The sequence below is a fragment of the Streptomyces sp. NPDC091209 genome, from assembly GCF_044757755.1.
Classification (GTDB): Bacteria; Actinomycetota; Actinomycetes; order Streptomycetales; family Streptomycetaceae; genus Streptomyces.
The window spans coordinates 39594-60854 of record NZ_JBIVVR010000011.1 but is presented as its reverse complement, the minus strand read 5'-3'; the positions used below and the strand labels follow the sequence as shown (position 1 = coordinate 60854).

Genomic DNA, 21261 nt, shown 5'->3' with positions numbered 1-21261 from the left:
CCTTGCCGTATCGGGACCCGGCCTTCGAATCGACGCACGGTACGGCGGGTTCGCGGGGGACGGGCGACTTCTTTACCGCGCTGTGCGGCTTTATGTGAATTCAGGGCGGGTAAAAGGCCAACGGTTCTTAAAAGAGCACAAAGACACCCGTGCTCCGGCCGTCCGTCTGCCGTCTGTCTGCCGTCCGTCTGTCGGGACGTGACCGAAAACGACATGTCTAGTGACAATCGTTTTCAGCTAACGTCGTCAAGGAAGGGGCCCGGCACCGATGCCTTCCGGTGCCGGGCCCCTGTGCCGGCTCCTCCGGACCCTCAGCCGGAGAAGCCGACGTGCGCGAGCCGGACGGGGCCGCGCAGTCTGAGGTGGACGTCGTGCACGCCGCCGGCGGTGAACGCGGCGGTGAGGGTGCGGTAGTCGTAGGGCCCCCGCGTTCCGCTCGCCGTGAGTTCGGTGACCGGCCTGCCGCCCGGCGGCGGTTCGGCGGCCGACGCCCCGTCCGACCGGATCGCGGAGGCTGTCGGGTCACGGTCCAGGATGACCTCGACCACGCCCTCGCCCGCCACCTCCACGGCGATCCCGGTGACGCCCGCGCCGAAATCGCAGTCCCGGTAGAGGAGTTCGCCCGTGCCGCCGTCCACGGGGGTGACCGCGTCGCCCGCCGTCCTAGTGCGGTCGACGATGCCGGTGTTCCGCTGCTCGTCGAAGTCGGCCGCGTTCAGGCCGCGTTCGCGGACGGGGCGGGGAGTGCCGGGTTCGCCGTCGAGTTCGACCCGCGCGCCGAGCCGGATGTCCTCGCAGGACGCGCCGACCAGCAGTTCGTACGGGCCCGGCTCCAGACGCCGGCGGCCGTGCGCCACGTCCCAGAACTCCAGGGCGGAGAGCGGCAGTTCGAAGGAGACGGCGGCCGAGGCGCCCGGGGCGAGGCGGACCCGCCGGTGCGCCGCCAGTTCGCGGCGCGGTCGGGGTACGGACGGGGCGACCGCGCGGGTGTAGAGCTGGACGACCTCGTCGGCGGTCACGGTCGCGGTGTTGGTGACCTTGCACGAGAGGGTCAACGCGTCCGTGTCCCGGCGGACGTGAAGGTCCGCGTAGGCGAACGAGGCGTAGGACAGGCCGTGTCCGAAGGGGAACAGCGGAGTCCCCTCGAAGTAGAGATAGGTCTGCCGTCCGCTGATCACGTCGTAGTCGAGCAGGCTGGGAAGGTCGTCGTCCCCGGCGTACCAGGTCTGCGGGAGGCGGCCCGCGGGGGATACGTCCCCGGCGAGGACGCGGGCCAGCGCGGTGCCCGCCGCCTGGCCGCCGTGCGCGGTCCACAGCAGGGCCGGCAGATCGGCGTGGTCGAGCGCGTACGGGTAGGCGGAGACCAGGGCCAGCACCGTGTCCGGGTTCGCCGCGCGGGCGGCCCGCAGCAGCCGCTCCTGATGGGCGGGCAGCCGCAGCGTCGTACGGTCCTCGGTCTCGCGGCCGTTGATGTGCGGGTCGTTGCCCGCGACGACGAGGACCACGTCGGCCGAGGCGGCGGCACGGGCCACCGCGTCCTCGCCGCGTTCGCCGAACTCCAGCCGGAAGATCTCGGCGTTCCCGGTGTCCTCCTCGGCAACCTTCACGCCGTCAGCGGCGACAGAGACGTACCTGCCCGTCCCCAGGTGCTTCAGGAGGTGGCCGTTCTCATGGGATGCGGAGGGCTCCAGCCGGAAGGTCTCCTGGACGACCCAGCCGCCCGGCTGGTCGGCGGAGGCACGGACGAAGCCGTCGTCGGCGACCGAGAGATAGCGCCCGTCGGGAGCGCGCAGGGTGAGGATCCCCTCGCCCCAGTCGATCAGCGCCAGTTCGGTGCCGGCGGCGTCGGCGGTCAGCGGGGGCAGGTCCGTACGCCCCGCGAGCAGCGCCGGGTCGAGGGCGCCCCCGGCACCGCGTACCTCCTGCGCCGTGTCATCGGCGGCCGGCACCGCGAGATACCTGCCCGACGACATCCTCAGACGTACGCGGTCCACGCCCTCGGCGAAGTCCACGCGCTCGGCGCCGAACCGCTCGTACAGGCCCTCCAGCGGGGTCGAACGGTGGATGAGCGTGCCGCTGTACCAGTCGAGCTTGCACTCGTCGGCGAGCAGGCCGACGACGGCGACCCGGACGCCGGGGCGCAGCGGCAGCAGACCGTCGTTCTTGAGCAGGACGATCGCCTGTTCCGCGGCCTCCTGGGCGAGCGCGCGGTGGGCGGGCGTGTCGAAGTCCCCGGTTCCGGCGTACGGGTCGAGGCCCGGGTCGAACTCGCCCAGCCGGAAGCGCACCGCGAGCTGACGGCGGACCGCGGTGTCGATGTCGGCCTCGGTCAGCAGGCCCCGCTCCAGCGCGCCCCGGACGCGTCCGGCGATCCGCGAGCCGTCCGTGCCGTGGTCGGTGAAGCTGTCGACGCCGGCCAGGAGCGCGGCGGCGGTGGCCTCCTCGTGCGTGTCGAAGTAGTGCTCGGAGTCGACCAGGTTGGAGGGCGCTCCCGCGTCCGAGCAGACCAGCAGCTCCTGGTCGGTCCAGGCCCGCAGGTGCTCGCGCAGATACGGCGAGACATGGTTGGGGCGGCCGTTGACCAGGTTGTACGCGGGCATCACTCCGGAGACGGCGCCCGCCACCACGGTGTCGCGGAACGCGCGCAGGTCGTACTCGTGCAGCACGCGCGGGCGGACGGACGAGGACGAGGTGTCCCTGCGCGTCTCGTTGTTGTGCGCGAGCCAGTGCTTGAGCACGGGCGCCGTGCGCCAGTAGGCGGGGTGATCGCCGCGCATCCCGCGGGTGTACGCGGTGGCGATGGCGGAGGTGAGCGCCGGGTCCTCCGAGTAGCCCTCCTCGTTGCGGCCCCACAGCGGGTGGCGCAGCAGATTGACCGTGGGGGACCAGACGTTGAGGCCCACCCGGTCGTCGCGGGCGCGCATCGCGCGGACCTCCGTCGAGACGGCCTCCCCGACCCGGCGCACGAGATCCTCGTTCCAGGTCGCGCCGAGTCCGACGGCCTGCGGGAACACCGTCGCCGGACCCATCCAGGCGACCCCGTGCAGGGCCTCCTGGCCGGTGCGGAACGCCCGCACGCCGAGTCGATCGACGGCGGGCCCGAACTGGTGCAGGAACGCGATCCGTTCGTCGAGGGTGAGCCGCGCCAGCAGGTCGTCGATGCGCTTCGCGAACGGCAGGCTCGCGTCACGGAAGGGCGGCATGGGTGGCGTCTCTGCGGTCACGTGGTGATCCCTTTGCGGTGGAGCGGCGACATACTTTCGAAGCGCTTCGATGCTCGTTCGACCGAGGGCAGGTGTCAAGACACCCCGAGGCAACAACTCCTTTTCCCGCCATGGATCTCAAGTGCCAGGCGGAGCAAGCCTGTTGCGTGACCCCACCGAGGAATCTTGGGATCGACCCTTGTGCACCCCCAGGCGTTCACTTAACCTCGCAGCAACATCGAAGCGCTTCGACTGATGGGCTTTCCTCCTCGGAGGGCACAGTCCTCCGAGGTCCGCTTCAGCTCAGGCAGATCCACTCAAGACACCGCAGCCGACGGCTCCACCGCCGGGTGTCCTGCTGTGCGCCATGAAGGGTTGACGCAATGACGCCGAACTCCGCCACCTCCGCCCCCAGCCGGAGAAGCTTCCTCGCCTCCACGGCGGTCGCAGCGGCCGCCGTGGCCGGCGGAATGCCCCTGCTCGCCGCCTGCGGCGGTGGACAGGACGGCAACAAGGACGGCACCACCTCGGGGAAGGACGCGCAGAAGATCCTTCCGACGTTCGTGGCGTCGAGCGTCGTCACGCCCGACATCCCCTCGAAGAACGGATCAGCGGCGGGCTTCACCCAGCCGATCGACCTGAACGCGCTGAAGACCGCCGTCCCGAAGAAGCTGGGCGGCGGCAGCGGCCTGAAGATCATGTCGCCGTTCTGGGGCACACCGCCGGCCGACGACAACGCGTACTACACGGCCATGAACGCGGCCATCGGCATCAAGGCGACCTGGCAGAACCAGGACGGCAACACCTATGACGAGAAGCTGGGCGCGATCCTCGCCTCCAGCGACATCCCGGACGTGGTGGTCGTCCCCGGCTGGAACCTGAACGGCAAGATACCGACCGCCATCAACGCCAAGTTCGCCGACCTCGGCCCGTACCTGTCCGGCGACAAGGTCAAGGACTACCCGAACCTCGCGGCCGTACCGACCGACGCCTGGCAGCGCTCCATCTTCGGCGGCCTGCTCCGCGCGATCCCGATGCCGGCCTCGTACGTCACGAACATCGCGGCCTTCTACCGCAAGGACATCTTCGCCAAGAAGGGCTACACGCTGCCCAAGTCGCCCGACGAGTTCCTGTCCTGGGCGAAGGAAGCCACCGACGCCAAGGCGAAGGTGTGGGCCTGCGACGACCTCAAGTGGACCGCGCTCAACATCTACGGCGTCCTCAACGGCAGCGACAAGGCGCTGTGGTGGGACCTGCGGGACGGCAAACTGGTCAACCGGATCGAGACCGCCGAGTACCTGGAAGCCCTGGAGTGGACGCGCAAGCTGTACGCGGCGGGCGTCGTCCACCCCGACGCCAAGGCCGTCAAGGGCGACGCCTCCAACCGCTTCACCGCGGGCCAGTCCCTCGTCTTCAACGGCGACCTGTCCTACTGGTACGGCCTGACGGCCGAACAGCGCACCCAGAAGACGGACTTCGAGATGGGCGCGTTCGACATCTTCGGCCCCGACGGCGGCGACCCCGCGCTCTGGGCGACCCAGCCCGCGGGCATCTTCACCTTCGTCAGCAAGAAGGCGTCCAAGCAGCAGATCAAGGACTTCCTCGCGCTCGCCGACTTCTGCGCGGCGCCGTACGGCACCAAGGAGTACATGCTCACGGCGTACGGCGTCGAGGGCACCGACTACACGGTCAAGGACGGCCTGCCCACCAAGACCACCAAGGGCACGAACGAGGTCAACGGCGCCTACGACTACACCGGCGACCCGGCTGCCTACCTCGCCCACCCCGATCTCCCGGACATCGCCAAGCTCCAGGTCGAGTGGCAGCAGCGTATGGGCGCCTTCACCAAGAAGTCCTCCTTCTACGGGCTGACCATCACCGAGCCCAACCGCTGGACCAACCTCGCCAACGACTTCGAGCAGTTGGAGGACGACATCGTCCGCGGCCGCAAGAAGATCAGCGACATGCAGCAGGCCGTCGCGGACTGGAAGCAGAAGGGCGGCGACGACCTGCGGGCCTGGTACAAGAAGCTGCTCGACGACAACGGCTCCGCGGCCAAGTGACCCAGGGCTGAGGCAAGGAGAAGGCCGTGTCGCACAGCACGGTGCCTCGGAGCGGGGCCGGGGCCAAGACGGGCAAGAGGACCCCGGACGGGAGTCCACCGGACGGCGACGCCCGGCGATCCACCGGACGGCGGGCCCGGAGGAACGCCGGACAGGACGCCGGAAAGCCGGGCTTCCGGCTGCGGTTCGGACGCGACCGCACCCTGATCCTGATGACCCTCCCGGCGGTCGCGCTCGTCCTCGTCTTCACCTACATACCGGTGCTGGGCAATGTCGTCGCCTTCCAGGACTACGACCCCTATCTGAGCGACAACGGCTTCGTCGCGATCTTCGAGAGCCCGTGGATCGGCCTGGAGAACTTCCAGCGGATCTTCGCCGACTCGGAGTTCTGGCACGCCGTGCAGAACACGTTCGTGCTGTTCTTCCTCCAGCTCGTGCTGTACTTCCCGATCCCGGTCGGTCTCGCGCTGCTCATCAACAGCGTGGTCAGGCCGCGGGTCCGGGCGGTCGCCCAGGCGGTCATGTACCTCCCGCACTTCTTCTCCTGGGTCCTCGTCGTCACCGTCTTCCAGCAGATCTTCGGCGGGGCCGGCATCATCGCGCAGACCCTGCGCCAACACGGCCACCAGGGCATCGACCTGATGACCGATCCGGGGATCTTCAAGTTCCTGGTGACGGCCGAGGGCGTCTGGAAGGACGCGGGCTGGGGCATCATCGTGTTCCTCGCGGCCCTGTCGTCCGTCTCGCCCGATCTCTACGAGGCCGCCGCCATGGACGGGGCCGGACGCTGGCGCCGCATGTGGCACATCACCCTGCCCGCCCTGCGCCCGGTGATCGCCCTGCTCCTGGTGCTGCGCGTCGGCGACGCGCTCACCGTCGGCTTCGAGCAACTGCTGCTCCAGCGCGACTCGGTGGGCCCCGGCGCCTCCGACGTCCTGGACACCTACGTGTGGTGGAACGGCATCCGCAACCAGGACTTCGGCTACGCCGCGGCCGCCGGACTGATCAAGGGCGTGGTCGGCCTGGGGCTCGTCCTGACCGCCAACAAGGTCGCCCATCTCATGGGTGAGCAGGGGGTGTACGAGAAATGACCGCCGTCACCTACGAACCGCGCGACAAGCCCGGCCGCTGGACGGCGCCGCCCCGGCCGGCCTGGGAGGAGGAACCGTCGAAGGCCGGCCTCACGGCCAAGGGGTTCACCCTGACCCTCGCCGCCTTCGCGATCCTCTTCCCGCTCTGGATCGTGGTCGTCACCAGCCTCCAGTCGAAGAAGACCATCGACGCGGCCGGCGGGCTGGTCGTCATCCCCAGGAGCTTCACCCTCGTCGCCTACCAGGAGCTGCTCACCGGCGGCCAGGTGCAGCGCGCCGCGCTCGTCAGCGTCGGCGTGACCCTGGCCGGCACCCTGTTCAGCATGGCGGTCTCGGTCCTGTGCGCCTACGGCCTCTCGCGCACCGGATCGCTGGGCCATCGCTGGCTGCTGATGCTGCTGCTCGCCACGATGTTCTTCGGCGCCGGACTCATCCCCACCTATCTGCTGGTGCAGGCGCTCGGCCTCACCGACAGCTATCTCGCGCTGATCCTCCCCAGCGCGGTGAGCGTCTTCAACATCCTGGTGCTGCGCGCGTTCTTCATGGGCATCTCGCCCGAACTGATCGACAGCGCCCGCATCGACGGGGCGGGCGACTGGCGCATCCTGTGGCAGATCGTGATGCCGCTCTCCCGGGCGGTCCTCGCGGTCATCTCACTGTTCTACGCGGTCGGTTACTGGAGCGCCTGGTTCAACGCCTCCATCTACCTGACCGACCAGAACATGATGCCGCTGCAGAACGTCATGATCCAGCTCGTGCAGAAGCAGGAGCGCCCGGTCGGACTCGCCACGCAGATCAATACCGGTCAACTGTCGCCGCTCGCCGTCCAGATGGCCGTCATGGTGATGGCGCTGCTGCCGGTCGCGGTCCTCTCGCCCTTCGTCCAGCGGCACTTCAAGAAGGGCATGCTCACCGGCGCCGTGAAGGGCTGACCCCGGCCGGCCCTCCGCGCACCCCGCACCTCTCCGTACCTCCGTGTTCCTCCGTACGGCCCCTGCTCCGCCGCCCCCAGCCCGCCGCGGCCGACCTGCTCCTGACCAGCGGTCGGCCGCGGCGATCCACTCTCCTCACCCCGATCGAGGTAGGTCATGCGCACGCCCCGCGGAACCGGTCCCGAGTCCGGTCGGCCGAGTCTGAGCGACGCCACCCGGGGCCGCGTCCTCTTCGGCGGCGACTACAACCCCGAGCAGTGGCCCGAGGAGACCTGGCACGAGGACGTCCGCCTCATGAAGGAGGCCGGCGTCAACTCCGTCACCCTCGGGGTCTTCTCCTGGGCCAGGCTGGAACCACGCCCAGGAGCAAGGGAGTTCGGCTGGCTGGACCGGCTGATGGACCTGATGCACGAGCACGGCATCGGCGTCGTGCTCGCCACCCCCACCTCCTCGCCGCCCCCCTGGATGGGACGGCTGCACCCCGAGACGCTGCCCCGGGACGAGGACGGCCGCATCGAATGGTGGGGATCGCGGCAGCACTTCTCGCACTCCAGCGCCGTCTACCGGGCCCGCGCCGCCGCCATCACCGAGGACCTGGCCGCCCGCTACGGGAGCCACCCCGCGCTCACGATGTGGCACATCAACAACGAGTACTGCACCTTCGACTACGGCGACGAGGCCGCCGCCGCCTTCCGCCGCTGGCTCCAGGACAGGTACGGCAGCGTCGAGGCCCTCAACACGGCCTGGGGAACGGCCTTCTGGGGCCAGGGGTACGACGGCTGGCACGAGGTGATCCCACCGCGTCACGCGCATTACATGAAGAACCCGACGCATGTGCTCGACTTCAAACGGTTCACCTCCGACATGCTTCTGGAGTGTTACACCGCCGAGCGGGACATCGTGCGCCGCCACAGCCCGCACACCCCGGTGACCAGCAACTTCATGCCGATGTGGGTCGGCCAGGACGCCTGGCGGTGGGCCGCGGAGGAGGACGTCGTCTCCGTCGACCTCTATCCGGATCCGCGTGACCCCCTCGGCGCGCAGAACGGCGCGCTCATCCAGGACATGACGCGCTCCCAGGCCGGGGGCGGTCCCTGGATGCTCATGGAACAGGCGGCCGGAGCGGTCAACTGGCGCGGTGTGAACCACCCCAAGCCGCGCGGGCTGAACCGGCTGTGGTCGCTGCAGGCCGTGGCGCGCGGCGCCGACGCCGTCTGCTATTTCCAGTGGCGCCCGTCACGGCAGGGCGCCGAGAAGTTCCACTCGGGCATGATCGGCCACGCGGGGGAGCGGGGCCGCACCTTCCAGGAGATCAAGCAGATCGGCGCCGAAATCGCGCTCCTCGGCAGTCATGTGACAGATCGTCATGTCGTGTCGGACATCGCGATCCTGCACGACTGGAACTCCTGGTGGGCGGGAGCGCAGGACGGCCGTCTGTCCTCGGAGACCGACTACGCCGAGCTGGTACGGGCCTGGCACCGCGCCCTGTGGGAGGCCCACCTCAGCACCGCGTTCGCGCATCCCGAGCACGACCTCTCCGCCTACCGGATGGTCGTCGTGCCCCAGCTCTATCTGCTCACGGACGCGGCGATCGAGAACATCCTCGCCCACGTACGAGCCGGCGGCACGCTCGTGTGCGGCTTCCTCACCGGCGTCGCCGACGAGGACGACCGGGTGCGGCCGGGCGGCATGGACGAGCGGCTGCGGGAACTGTTCGGCATCCGCACGCTGCACGAATGGTGGCCGCTGGACGCGGGGGAGACCGTCGGATGCGACGGCTTCCGGGGCACGCTCTGGTCCGAGGAGATCGAGCCCGACGGCACCGCGACCGTCGAGACGCGGTACCGGGGCGGCGAACTGGACGGACTGCCCGCCGTGCTCCGCAAGGGCGGCGCCCGCTACCTCTCCACCCTTCCCGAACCGGCCGCCCTGCGCGTACTGCTGGCGAAGGCGGCGGACGGTGCGGGCGTCCGGCCGGTGCTCGACGGGCTGCCCGACGGTGTCGAGGCCGTCCGGCGCGGCGACCTGCTCTTCCTGCTCAACCACGGGCGCGACCCGGTGACCGTCGAGGTCCCGGGCCGCCACCGCGACCTGCTCGGCGGCGCGCCCGTGCTCGACTCCGTACGACTGGAGCGCTACGGAGCGGTGGTGCTCGCCCCATGACGGACAAGGATCGCGCCGACGCCCGCTCCCTCCGCACCGACGTCGACGGCACCGGAGGCGAGGCCGCCCCGGGTGACGGCGCGCCCACCCCCGGCACCCGAACGCATGGCGGCCGTGGCGCCGCCCCCGTCCACGGCACCTGGGAGCCCCTGCCCGCCGCCCGCTGGGAGGACGCCTTCCTGAGCGGGAACGGCACCCACGGCGCCCTGGTGTTCGGTGATCCGAACGATGACCGGGTGATCGTCAATCATCACCGCCTGGTCCGCCCGAACGGCAGCGCGGACGCCCGCCCGCCCGAGCTCGCCGAGCGCCTCGCCGACGTACAGGACCGGCTGCTGACCGGAGACGTGAACGCCGGGGAGGACTTCACCGACGGACGCCCGCTGCTGTGGGTGCAGCCCTTCCACCCGGCCTTCCAGGTGCGGCTGCGCCGCCCCGGTGACCTCGCCCATCCGGAGGGTGTGCGGCGCCCCGCCGAGGAGTGGCACGCCTACCGGCGCGAGGCCGACTTCACCACCGGGGTCGTCCGCGCCGTGTGCGCCGACCGGCGCAGCGAGGTCTTCGTCTCCCGCGCCGACGACGTGATCGCGCAGTACGTGACCGCCCCCGGCCTCGCGGCCGAGGTGACGCTCGACCACCGGCTGCCGGGAGCGCCCGCCGGCCTCGCGGTGGGCCACGGAGCCGTCCGCACCCCCGAGGGCGCCCTCCTCACCCTGCGCGCCCGCTATCCGGGCAGCGATCTCGCGTACACGGGGGTCACGCTCCTGGTCACCGACGGCCGGACCCGTCCCGCTCTTCCCGGCGTACGGGTCGACGGCGCCCGCTCCCTGCTGCTGCTCACCCGGGTACGCCGGCACCCGGGCGAGACGGACGTCCTCGCCGAGGTCCGCGCGCTGCGCGAGCTGCTGCCCGAGGCCGGCCGCGGCGCCGAGGACATCGAGCGCGCCTACGCCCACCTGCTCGCCCGCCACACCGCCCTGCACCGGGCCGCCTACCTCCGCGTCACCCTCGACCTGCACGCCGATCCCGCCGAACGGGCCCTTCCCGGATCGGAGTTGGCCCGGCGACCGAAGAGCCCCGCTCTCCTGGAGCGGCTGTTCGCCGCCGGCCGTTATCACCTGCTCTCCGCGGCCGGGACCCTGCCGCCCCGGCTGACCGGGCTCTGGACCGGCGACTGGGACACCGCCTGGTCCGGGGCGTTCACCACGGACGCCAACCTCAATCTGCAGACCGCGTCGGCCGCCGCCGCCGCGCTCCCCGAGGTCACCGAGGCGCAGGCGGCCCTGATCCACGGCCAGTTGCCGCACTGGCGGGACAACGCCCGAGCCGTCTTCGGCGCACGCGGCGTCGTGGCCCCCGCCCACACCGACGGCGAGTCCGGCCACATCCACCACCTCAGCCGTGAGTACCCGCTGCACGTATGGACCGCCGGCGCCGACTGGCTCCTCAAGCCCCTGGTGGACCACGACGAGACCCGCGGCGAGCGCGACCCGAGGCTGGCCGTCGCGCTCGCCGAAGTGGCCCGTTTCTACGAGGACTTCCTCACCCGGACCGACGACGACGGCCACCTGGTGATCGTGCCGTCCTACTCCCCGGAGAACCGCCCCGCGAACGCCGGCTGGGTCACCGTCAACGCCGCCATGGACCTCTCGGCGGCCCGGCACGCCCTGCGCACGGCCGCCGCATACCACCCGGGACCCGACGCCGAGCGCTGGCTCGCACTCGCCGACCGGCTGCCGCCGCACCGCGTCAACGCCGAGGGCGCGCTCGCCGAATGGGCCCGGCCCGGACTCATCGACACCTACGACCACCGGCACCTCAGCCACCTCTACGGCGTGTGGCCGCTCGACGAGATCAACCCGTACGACACCCCCGGACTCGCCGCGGCGGCCCATCGCGCCCTCGAACTGCGCGGCGCCGAGAACGACTCGGCGCACGGCCACCTCCATCACGCCCTGGTGGCCGCCCGGCTGCGGGACGCGGAGCGTGTGGCCGCGGCCCTCGACAACGTCCTGGCCGGGGACTACTTCCACGTCTCCCTGATGAGCGGCCACTACCCGAACCGGCACGTCTACAACGCCGACGCCGCCCACACCCTGCCCGCCGTGCTCATCGAGGCGCTGATCCAGTCCACACCGGACCGGCTCGTCCTGCTCCCCGCCCTCCCCGCAGGCCTTTCGAGCGGCGAACTCCGGGGCATCCGCACGAGGTTCGGCGCTACGGCCGACCTCACCTGGACCCCCGAGGGTGCCAGGGCCGTGCTGCGGCCGGGCCGCACCTGCCGCGTCGAACTCCAGACTTCCACCGGCGCGCGACCGCTCTCACTGAGCGCCGGAGAAGACGGCGTCCTCACCCTGGGGCCGCGGTAGACCCCCGCACTTCCCCCCCCACCCATGGAAGGGACTCCCATGGCACTTCGCACGCTGAACAGGATCACCAAGGCCCTCGTCGCCCCCGCGCTCGCGCTCGGCGCGACGATCGGCCTCGCCTCGGCCCCCGCCCAGGCCGCCGTCTGGTCCTCCTGCGACCAGTGGGGCAGTACCACCCTCAACGGGTACACGCTCTACAACGACATCTGGGGCTCCGGAGCGGGCAGCCAGTGCATCTGGGCCAACTCCGGCACCAACTGGGGAGTCTGGGCCGACCACCCCAACACCGGCGGCATCAAGTCCTACCCCAACTCCAAGAAGTACGTGGGCAAGACGATCGCGGGGCTCTCCACCCTCACCAGCACCTACAACGTCACCGTCCCGTCCTCCGGCGCGTACGACACCTCGTACGACATCTGGGACACCGGCTACGCCCACGAGATCATGCTCTGGGTCAACTACAACGGCGCCGTCGGCGCGCTCGGCACCTCGCAGGGCACGCTCACCCTGAACGGCAACACCTGGACCGTCTACAAGGGCAACAACGGCGCGAACGACGTCTTCTCTTTCCTGCGCACCTCGGACTCCACCTCCGGCACCCTCAACATCCTCCCGATCCTGAAGTGGATCGCGAACACCAAGGGCTGGATGTCGAGCGGCGCGACCATCGGAGACGTGCAGTTCGGCTTCGAGATCACCTCGTCCGCGGGCGGTCTCGACTTCACCACCAACAACCTGACGGTGAGCAGCAGTTGACCTGTACCTGAGCGTGCGGCCGGTCCCTGGCGGGGGCCGGCCGCACCCGGCCGGACAGGGCCTGCCCCGGCCGGCCGCACCCGTCCCGGGCAGGCCCTACCCGGCCACCGGCAGCCGCGCACCGTCCCGCAGGAACAGCGGGATCCGGTCCAGCGGCGCGTCGACCGTCACGGCCGCGCCCCCCTCGTACGTCGTCCCGGTCCACGCGTCCGTCCAGCGCGCACCCGCCGGGAGGTACGCCGTACGGGCCGTCGCGCCCGCGGTGAGCACCGGCGCGACCAGCAGGTCCGGGCCGAGGAGATACGCGTCGTCCACCGACCAGGCCGCCGGGTCGTCCGGGAACTCCAGGAGCAGCGGACGCATCACCGGCAGCCCCTCCTCGTGGGCCTCCCGCATGACGTCCAGGAGATACGGCTTCAGACGCTCACGCAGCCGCAGGTACTTCTCCATGACGGCCCCGGCCTCCTCGCCGTACGACCAGACCTCGTTCGGGCCGCCGGTCATGTCGGGGCCGAGCGGCAGCCCGGGGTCACGGAAGCCGTGCAGCCGCATCAACGGGGACAGCGCGCCGAACTGGAACCAGCGGACCATGACCTCGCGGTACGCGGGGTCGTCCGGGTCTCCGCCGTGGAAGCCGCCGATGTCGGTGTTCCACCAGGGGATGCCGGACAGCGCGGTGTTGAGACCCGCGGCGATCTGGCGGCGCAGGGTCGCGAAGTCGGTTCCGATGTCGCCCGACCACAGCGCGGCCCCGTAGCGCTGGCTGCCCGCCCAGGCCGAACGGTTGAGGGAGACGATCTCGGTCTCCCCGGCGGCGACCAGCCCCTCGTAGAAGGTACGGGCGTTCTCGCGCGGGTAGAGGTTGCCCACTTCGAGACCCGGGCCCGCGTGGTAGCGCAGGTTCGCGGAGAAGCCCGGCTTGAGCTCCGGCTCGCAGGCGTCCAGCCAGAAGGCCGAGATGCCGTACGGGTCCAGGTAGTTGTCCTTCACCCGCGACCACAGGAATTCGCGCGCCTCGGGATTCGTGGCGTCGTAGAAGGCCACCTGGACGGTCGACGCGACCTCCTTGTCCGGCCAGTCGGCGTGCGCCATCGGTCCGTACTCGGTGCCGATGAAGTAGCCCCGTTGCTCCATGAGCCGGTGGTTCTCGGACAGCGGGGAGACCGACGGCCAGACCGACACCACCAGCTTGACGCCGAGGCCCGCGAGTTCGGCCTGCATCGCCGCCGGGTCGGGCCACTCGGCCGGGTCGAACTTCCAGTCGCCGAGATGGGTCCAGTGGAAGAAGTCGCAGACGATGACCGACAGCGGCAGGCCTCTGCGCCTGTACTCCCGTGCCACCTCGAGGAGTTCGTCCTGCGTGCGGTAGCGCAGCTTGCACTGCCAGAATCCGGCCGCCCACTCGGGCAGCATCGGCGTCCGGCCGGTCGCCGCGCTGTAGCGGCGCTGGGCGTCGGCCGGAGTGCCCGCGGTGATCCAGTAGTCGATCTGGCGGGCCGAGTCGGCCACCCAGCGGGTGCCGTTGCCCGCGAGCTCCACCCGGCCGATGGCCGGACTGTTCCACAGGAGCGTGTAGCCGCGGCTGGAGGTGAGGACGGGAATGGTGACCTCGGCGTTGCGCTGGATCAGGTCCAGGACCGCGCCCTTCTGGTCGAACAGGCCGTGCTGGTGCTGCCCGAGGCCGTACAGCCTCTCGCCCTCGTACGCGGCGAAGCGCTGCTCCAGACGGTGGTGGCCGTTCCCGGTGGGAGTGTAGAGCCGTGAGCCGGGCCACCAGAAGTGGGCGCGCTCCTCGGCGAGGAGTTCGCCGCCGTCCGCGGTGCGGGTGAAGCGGAGCATTCCCTCGGCGCTCACCTCGACGGTCAGCGCCCCGACCGTCAACCGGGCCTCGCCTCGCGTGAGTTCGACCGTGCTCGCGGTGGCCTCCCGCTCGTCGAGCAGGGCTCCCGGCAGGCCTTCGAGCACGGGACCGCCGAGCCGCGCGCGGACCCGGACCGCGTCGGGGCCCCAGGGCTCGATCCGGACGGTCTCGGTACGGCCGCTCCACTCCAGCGCGCCGTCCCGCTCGCGGAACGTGCCGACGGTCGGGGAGGACTGCGCGAGGCTGACCTGGGGCTGGGTTTCGGCAGGCTGATTCACGTTGAGTGCTCCTGAAGGAGTGCAGACATGAAGGAGTGCAGACACGAAGGAGTGCAGAGCGAGAAGGAGTGCGGACAGAGGGGTGCCCCGGCACAGGGACACGAGGTCCGGGAGGGGACCGGCCCGGAAGCGGCGCGCCGGGAACGGTCCCCGGTGAGGTCAGGGAGCGGCAGGCGCCGGGCCCGTGCTCGCCCGGACCGTCAACTCCGGTGCGATGAGGACGACTTCGTCCTTGCCGCGCCCTTCGAGCTTGGCGATCAGATGCTCGACGGCGTGCCGTCCCATGTCCTGCGCCGGGATGGCGACCGAGGTCAGCCGCACCGAGGCCTGGGTGGCGACCTGGTCCGGGCAGATCGCGATCACCGAAACGTCCTCGGGCACGGCGCGGCCCTCCCGGCGCAGCAGCGCGAGCAGCGGTTCGACCGCGGACTCGTTCTGCACGACGAAGCCCGTGGTGCCCGGACGCTCGTCGAGGATGCGGGCGAGGGTGAGGGCCATCGCGTCATAGCCGCCCTCGCAGGGCCGGTGCAGGACGCGCAGGCCCAACTCCCGCGAGCGGGATCGGAGTCCGTCGAGCGTGCGCTCGGCGAAGCCGGTGTGCCGCTCGTAGACGGCGGGCGCCTCGCCGATGACAGCGATGTCACGGTGGCCGAGCAGTGCCAGATGCTCGGCGCACAGCGCGCCCGTCGCCCCGAAGTCGAGGTCGACGCAGGTCAGGCCCGTGGTGTCGGCGGGCAGGCCGATGAGCACGGACGGCTGGTCCGTCTCACGCAGCAACGGCAGCCGCTCGTCGTCGAGTTCGACGTCCATCAGGATCATCGCGTCGGCGAGCCCGCTGCCGGTGACCCGGCGCACCGCGTCGGGACCCTCCTCGCCGGTGAGCAGCAGGACGTCGTAGCCGTGTGTCCGGGCGTTCGTGGCCACCGCGATGGCGATCTCCATCATCACGGGTACGTACATGTCGGTCCGGAGCGGAACCATCAGCGCGATGATGTTGGACCGGCTGCTCGCCAGGGCGCGGGCGCCCGCGTTCGGGTGGTAGCCGAGCTCCTGGATGCTCCGCTCGACCCGCTGCCGGGTGCCCGCGGAGATGGACCGCTTGCCGCTGAGGACATAGCTCACCGTGCTCGCCGAGACTCCGGCGTGCTGGGCGACCTCGGCGAGGGTGACCATCCAGCTCTCCAAGCTTTGTGAAGCGCTTCGACAGTGCGCGCGATACGGATAGGGGCGAGTGAGGGTGGCTCGACACTAGCCCGGTGGAGGAATCGTGTCCATAGGTTGTCGAAGCGCTTCGACAGCGAAATTCCTGAACTTCGACCACGGCATCCCTGAACCTGGTTCAGCACCCTCGTGAAACGCGCGGCGGCCCCCTGACCGGCGCACCCAGACCGTCCCCCGGAAGGCGTCTCCGGTGCAACACCGTCGACCGGGCCCGTCCCGGCGGGTGAGCGGCCGGGTGGGCGCCCGGGCGAGGGGGTGGTGCCGGCCGGGGTTCCGGGGGCGGCCATTGGGCCGAACGCTGCGCCAGGACTGGTGGGGTCAACCGGAATCAGGTAAATACGATCGAGTAGAACCGATCGGTAACGAACAGTCCCAAGATCCCTCTTCGCGGCGAGGTGAGCCTCATGTCCGCAACACCCCACCAGCCCACAGTCACCGAACGTGAGGCCCGACAGGTCGCCGAGGCCGCGCGCGAACAGGACTGGCGAAAGCCCAGCTTCGCCAAGGAACTCTTCCTCGGCCGCCTCCGGCTCGACCTGATCCACCCCCACCCGCTCCCCGCCGACGAGGACACCCAGCGCGGCGAGGAGTTCCTGGCCAAACTGCGCGACTTCTGCGAGACGAAGATCGACTCCGCCCGGATCGAACGCGAGGCGCGGATCCCGGACGAGACGATCACCGGGCTCAAGGAGATCGGCGCCCTCGGCATGAAGATCGACACCAAGTACGGCGGTCTCGGCCTCACCCAGGTGTACTACAACAAGGCCCTCGCGCTGGTCGGCTCCGTGAACCCGGCGCTCGGCGCGCTGCTCTCCGCCCATCAGTCGATCGGCGTACCGCAGCCGCTGAAACTCTTCGGCACCCAGGAGCAGCGGGACACCTTCCTGCCGCGCTGCGCCCGCACCGACATCTCCGCCTTCCTGCTCACCGAGCCGGACGTCGGCTCCGACCCGGCGCGGCTCGCCACGACCGCCGTACCGGAGGGCGACGACTACATCCTCGACGGGGTGAAGCTGTGGACGACCAACGGCGTCGTCGCGGATCTCCTCGTCGTCATGGCGCGCGTCCCGAAGTCCGAGGACCGCAAGGGCGGCATCACGGCCTTCGTGGTGGAAGCCGCCTCGGAGGGCGTCACGGTCGAGAACCGCAACGCGTTCATGGGCCTGCGCGGCCTGGAGAACGGCGTCACCCGCTTCCACCGGGTGCGGGTGCCGGCCGCCAACCGCATCGGCCCCGAGGGCGCGGGCCTGAAGATCGCCCTCACCACTCTCAACACCGGCCGCCTCTCGCTGCCCGCCATGTGCGTGGGCGCCGGCAAGTGGTGCCTGAAGATCGCCCGTGAGTGGTCGGCGGTGCGCGAGCAGTGGGGCAAGCCGGTCGCCTTCCACGAGGCCGTCGGCTCCAAGATCTCCTTCATCGCGGCCACCACCTTCGCGCTCGAAGCCGTGCTCGACCTGTCGTCGCAGATGGCCGACGAGAACCGCAACGACATCCGCATCGAGGCCGCCCTCGCCAAGCTGTACGGCTCCGAGATGGCCTGCCTGATGGCCGACGAACTGGTCCAGATCCGCGGTGGCCGGGGCTTCGAGACGGCCGCGTCGCTGGCCGCCCGCGGCGAACGCGCCGTCCCCGCCGAGCAGGTCCTGCGCGACCTGCGCATCAACCGCATCTTCGAGGGCTCCACGGAGATCATGCACCTGCTGATCGCCCGCGAGGCCGTCGACGCCCATCTCAAGGTGGCGGGCGACCTCATCGACCCCGACAAGTCCCTCTCGGACAAGGCGAAGGCGGGCGCGAACGCCGGGGTCTTCTACGCCAAGTGGCTGCCGAAGCTCATCGCGGGCGCCGGTCAACTCCCGCGCTCGTACAACGAGTTCGACCACGACGTGCACCTCTCGACGCATCTGCGCTACGTCGAGCGCAGCGCCCGCAAGCTCGCCCGGTCCACCTTCTACGCGATGTCGCGCTGGCAGGGCCGCATGGAGACCAAACAGGGCTTCCTGGGCCGGATCGTCGACATCGGCGCCGAACTCTTCGCGATGAGCGCGGCCTGCGTACGGGCCGAACTCCTGCGCACCACAGGGGAGCACGGCCGCGAGGCCTACCAGCTCGCCGACGCCTTCTGCCGCCAGTCCCGCGTCCGCGTCGACGAACTCTTCGGACGCCTGTGGACCAACACCGACGACGTCGACCGCAAGGTCGTCAAGGGCGTCCTGTCGGGCACCTACACCTGGCTGGAGGAAGGCGTCCTCGATCCGTCCGGCGAAGGTCCCTGGATCGCCGACGCGACACCCGGCCCGAGCACCCGGGAGAACGTCCACCGGCCCATCCGCTGACGACCGTCCCGGTGACGCCCGAGGACCCCGTCCGCCACCGCGCTGCTTGCCGCGCCGCACCAGGGCGCCGACAATGAACGCAACGGCGAACGGGGACCTCCACCACGACGCCCTGGCGGTTCTCCCCGGCATCGACCGCGCCGGACTGCGAGGGAATTCCCATGTCAGGAAAAGGTCTCGACGCCATCACCGGCAGGATCATGCGGGCGGGCGAGGGCCGGGTGCTGCACCGCCTCGAACGGCTCGCCGCGCAGGTGGGCTCCCTGGAGGAGGAGTTCAGGGCCCTGACCGACGAGGAACTCCAGTCGCTCACACCGGAGTTCAAGGAACGTCACGCCGCCGGCGAGAGCCTCGACGACCTGCTGCCGGAAGCCTTCGCCGCGATGCGCGAGGCGTCCCGCCGCGTCCTCGGCATGCGCCACTTCGACGTACAGATCATGGGCGGAGCGGCACTGCACCTCGGCAACGTCGCCGAGATGCAGACCGGTGAGGGAAAGACCCTCGTCGGCACCCTGCCGGTGTATCTGAACGCCCTCGCCGGAGAGGGAGTCCACCTCGTCACCGTCAACGACTACCTGGCCCGGCGCGACGCCGAGTGGATGGGGCGCGCGTACCGCTACCTGGGCCTGACCGTCGGCGTCGTCAAGGCGGAGTCGACCCCCGCCGAACGCCGTGCCCAGTACGCCTGCGACGTCACCTACGGCACCAACACCGAGTTCGGCTTCGACTATCTGCGCGACAACATGGCCTGGTCGCGGGACGAACTCGTCCAGCGCGGCCACCACTTCGCGATCGTCGACGAGGCCGACTCGATCCTCATCGACGAGGCCCGCACCCCGCTGATCATCTCCGGCCCGGCCGACCAGCCCACCCACTGGTACGAGGCCTTCGCCGCGTTCGCCCAGCACATGAAGGGCGTACGGGTGCAGGAGGAGCAGTTCACCACGCAGGCCGACAAGGACCGCCTCGCCGAACTGCGGATGCGGCACGACTACGAGTACGACCCCAAGAAGCGCACGGTCTCGATCCTCGACTCCGGCGTCGATTTCCTCCAGGACCAGCTCGGCATCGACAGCCTCTACGAGTCCGACCACACCCCGCTGATCGGCCACCTCAACAACGCCCTCAAGGCCAAGGAGCACTTCAAGAAGGACAAGGACTACGTCGTCGTGGACGGCGAGGTGCTGATCGTCGACGAGCACACCGGCCGCATCCTCGACGGCCGCCGGTACAACGAGGGCCTGCACCAGGCCATCGAGGCCAAGGAAGGCGTCACGATCAAGGACGAGAACCAGACCCTCGCCACGATCACCCTGCAGAACTTCTTCCGCCTCTACGACAAGCTCGCCGGCATGACCGGCACCGCCATGACCGAGGCCGCCGAGTTCCACCAGATCTACCAGCTCCACGTCGTCCCGATCCCCACCAACCGGCCCATGGTCCGGCGCGACGACCCCGACCAGATCTACCGCACCGAGGAGGCGAAGTACGCCGCGATCCTCACCGACATCGCCGAGAAGCACGACCTCGGCCAGCCCGTCCTGGTCGGCACCACCTCCGTCGAGAAATCCGAGCTGCTCTCCGCCCTGCTGCGCGGACAGGGCATCCGGCACGAGGTCCTCAACGCCAAGAACCACCGGCGCGAGGCCCAGATCGTCGCCCAGGCGGGACGCTGGGGCGCCGTCACCGTCGCCACCAACATGGCGGGCCGCGGCACCGACATCATGCTCGGCGGCAACCCCGAGGCCATGGCACTGGCCGAGACGGGCGAGGACGCGGACCCGGAGGAACGGCGGAGGGTGCTCGACCGGATCACCTCCGCGGTCGCGGCCGAGCACGACGAGGTCAAGGAACTCGGCGGCCTCTACGTACTCGGCACCGAACGCCACGAGTCACGGCGCATCGACAACCAGCTCCGCGGCCGCTCAGGCCGTCAGGGCGACCCCGGCGCCTCCCGCTTCTACCTCTCGCTGGAGGACGACCTGATGCGGCTCTTCCGGGCCAACGTCGTGGACCGTGTGATGTCCATGGCGAACGTCCCCGACGACGTACCCATCGAGAACAAGATGGTCACCCGCGCCATCGCCTCCGCCCAGGCACAGCTCGAACAGCAGCACTTCGAGTCCCGCAAGGACGTCCTGAAGTTCGACGAGGTCCTCAACAGGCAGCGCACGCTCATCTACGCCGAACGCCGCCGTGTCCTGGCCGGCGAGGACCTGCGCGAACAGATCGTCCACTTCATGGAGGACACCGTCCGGGCGTACGTCGAGCAGGAGACCGGCGAGGGCTTCGGCGAGGAGTGGGACCTCGATCGCCTGTGGGGCGCGCTCGGGCAGCTCTACCCCGTGGGGATCACCGTCGGGGAGCTGGAGGACCGCCACGGCGGCCGTGACGACCTCACCACCGAACGGATCGTCGAGGCGGTGACCGAGGACATCCGCACCCGCTACGAGGACCGTGAGACGGAACTCGGCCCCGACACCCTGCGTGACCTGGAACGCCTGGTCGTCCTCTCCGTCCTCGACCGCAAGTGGCGCGAGCACCTGTACGAGATGGACTACCTGCGCGACGGCATCGGTCTGCGCTGGACGCTCGGCCGCGAACCGATCATCGAGTACGAGCGCGAGGGCTTCGACATGTACGGAGCCATGACCGACGCCATCAAGGAGGAATCCGTCGGATACGTCTTCAACCTCGACACCACCGGCCCGGCCACCGAGACCCTGGACCGGCGCGACCGCACCGACGGCCTCCTGTTCACCGCACCGACGCTCGACACGGCCGACGGGGTGATCGAAGGCGCGTTCGCCCGGACACGGCCGCCCGGGACCGTGCCGACGGCACCCGGACCCGCCGACGACACCGCCGACGGACCGCCCGCGCGGAACCGTCCCAAGCGGCCGAGGTCCGGATCCGGACGCCGTCGTAAGCGCTGACCTGCGGTTCAGTACGGCGGCGGGGCAGGCCGGAATCCCAGCGGACCGGCAC

Annotated in this window: 11 protein-coding genes; 8 read left to right on the top strand and 3 right to left on the bottom strand. The window is 70.3% G+C overall.

Annotated elements, in window-relative coordinates; translation table 11 throughout:
• Window positions 1-311: 311 nt before the first annotated feature.
• Window positions 312-3224, bottom strand: a complete 2913-nt coding sequence (locus ACIQRL_RS29145) for a glycoside hydrolase family 3 C-terminal domain-containing protein (protein WP_401337124.1) — start codon at window positions 3222-3224, stop codon at window positions 312-314.
• A gap of 362 nt (window positions 3225-3586) precedes the next feature.
• On the opposite strand from ACIQRL_RS29145, the gene ACIQRL_RS29140 reads away from it, so the two are divergent.
• The 6 genes from ACIQRL_RS29140 (at window position 3587) to ACIQRL_RS29115 (ending at window position 12577) form a co-directional block, all read left to right on the top strand.
• On the top strand, window positions 3587-5266 hold the full coding sequence (locus ACIQRL_RS29140) for a Tat pathway signal sequence domain protein (RefSeq protein ID WP_401337122.1): 1680 nt from the start codon (window positions 3587-3589) through the stop codon (window positions 5264-5266).
• A gap of 26 nt (window positions 5267-5292) precedes the next feature.
• Entirely contained in the window at window positions 5293-6357 is a 1065-nt protein-coding gene (locus ACIQRL_RS29135; protein WP_401337120.1) for an ABC transporter permease, read from the top strand.
• Window positions 6354-7289 carry a carbohydrate ABC transporter permease gene (locus ACIQRL_RS29130; protein ID WP_401337118.1) on the top strand — a complete coding sequence of 312 codons (936 nt, stop codon included), beginning with the start codon at window positions 6354-6356 and terminating at the stop codon, window positions 7287-7289. The genes ACIQRL_RS29135 and ACIQRL_RS29130 overlap by 4 nt, the downstream gene beginning before the upstream one ends.
• Window positions 7290-7445: 156 nt before the next feature.
• Window positions 7446-9452, top strand: coding sequence for a beta-galactosidase (locus tag ACIQRL_RS29125; RefSeq protein ID WP_401337116.1), 2007 nt, complete (start codon window positions 7446-7448; stop codon window positions 9450-9452).
• Window positions 9449-11821 carry a glycosyl hydrolase family 95 catalytic domain-containing protein gene (locus ACIQRL_RS29120; RefSeq protein ID WP_401337115.1) on the top strand — a complete coding sequence of 791 codons (2373 nt, stop codon included), beginning with the start codon at window positions 9449-9451 and terminating at the stop codon, window positions 11819-11821. The genes ACIQRL_RS29125 and ACIQRL_RS29120 overlap by 4 nt, the downstream gene beginning before the upstream one ends.
• A gap of 39 nt (window positions 11822-11860) precedes the next feature.
• Window positions 11861-12577 carry a hypothetical protein gene (locus tag ACIQRL_RS29115; RefSeq protein WP_401337113.1) on the top strand — a complete coding sequence of 239 codons (717 nt, stop codon included), beginning with the start codon at window positions 11861-11863 and terminating at the stop codon, window positions 12575-12577.
• Between the two features lie 96 nt (window positions 12578-12673).
• Here ACIQRL_RS29115 and ACIQRL_RS29110 read toward each other — a convergent pair whose 3' ends face one another.
• Window positions 12674-14716 (bottom strand): TIM-barrel domain-containing protein, encoded by a 2043-nt coding sequence (locus ACIQRL_RS29110; protein ID WP_401337111.1) that lies wholly within the window; start codon window positions 14714-14716, stop codon window positions 12674-12676.
• Window positions 14717-14875: 159 nt separating this feature from the next.
• Window positions 14876-15889, bottom strand: coding sequence for a LacI family DNA-binding transcriptional regulator (locus ACIQRL_RS29105; RefSeq protein ID WP_401337109.1), 1014 nt, complete (start codon window positions 15887-15889; stop codon window positions 14876-14878).
• 452 nt (window positions 15890-16341) lie between these two features.
• Between ACIQRL_RS29105 and ACIQRL_RS29100 the strand changes: the two genes are divergently transcribed.
• On the top strand, window positions 16342-18273 hold the full coding sequence (locus tag ACIQRL_RS29100; RefSeq protein ID WP_401337107.1) for an acyl-CoA dehydrogenase family protein: 1932 nt from the start codon (window positions 16342-16344) through the stop codon (window positions 18271-18273).
• Between the two features lie 161 nt (window positions 18274-18434).
• The gene (gene secA, locus ACIQRL_RS29095) at window positions 18435-21209 is read left to right on the top strand and encodes a preprotein translocase subunit SecA (RefSeq protein ID WP_401337105.1); all 2775 of its coding nucleotides are present in this window, start codon (window positions 18435-18437) and stop codon (window positions 21207-21209) included.
• Window positions 21210-21261: the final 52 nt, after the last annotated feature.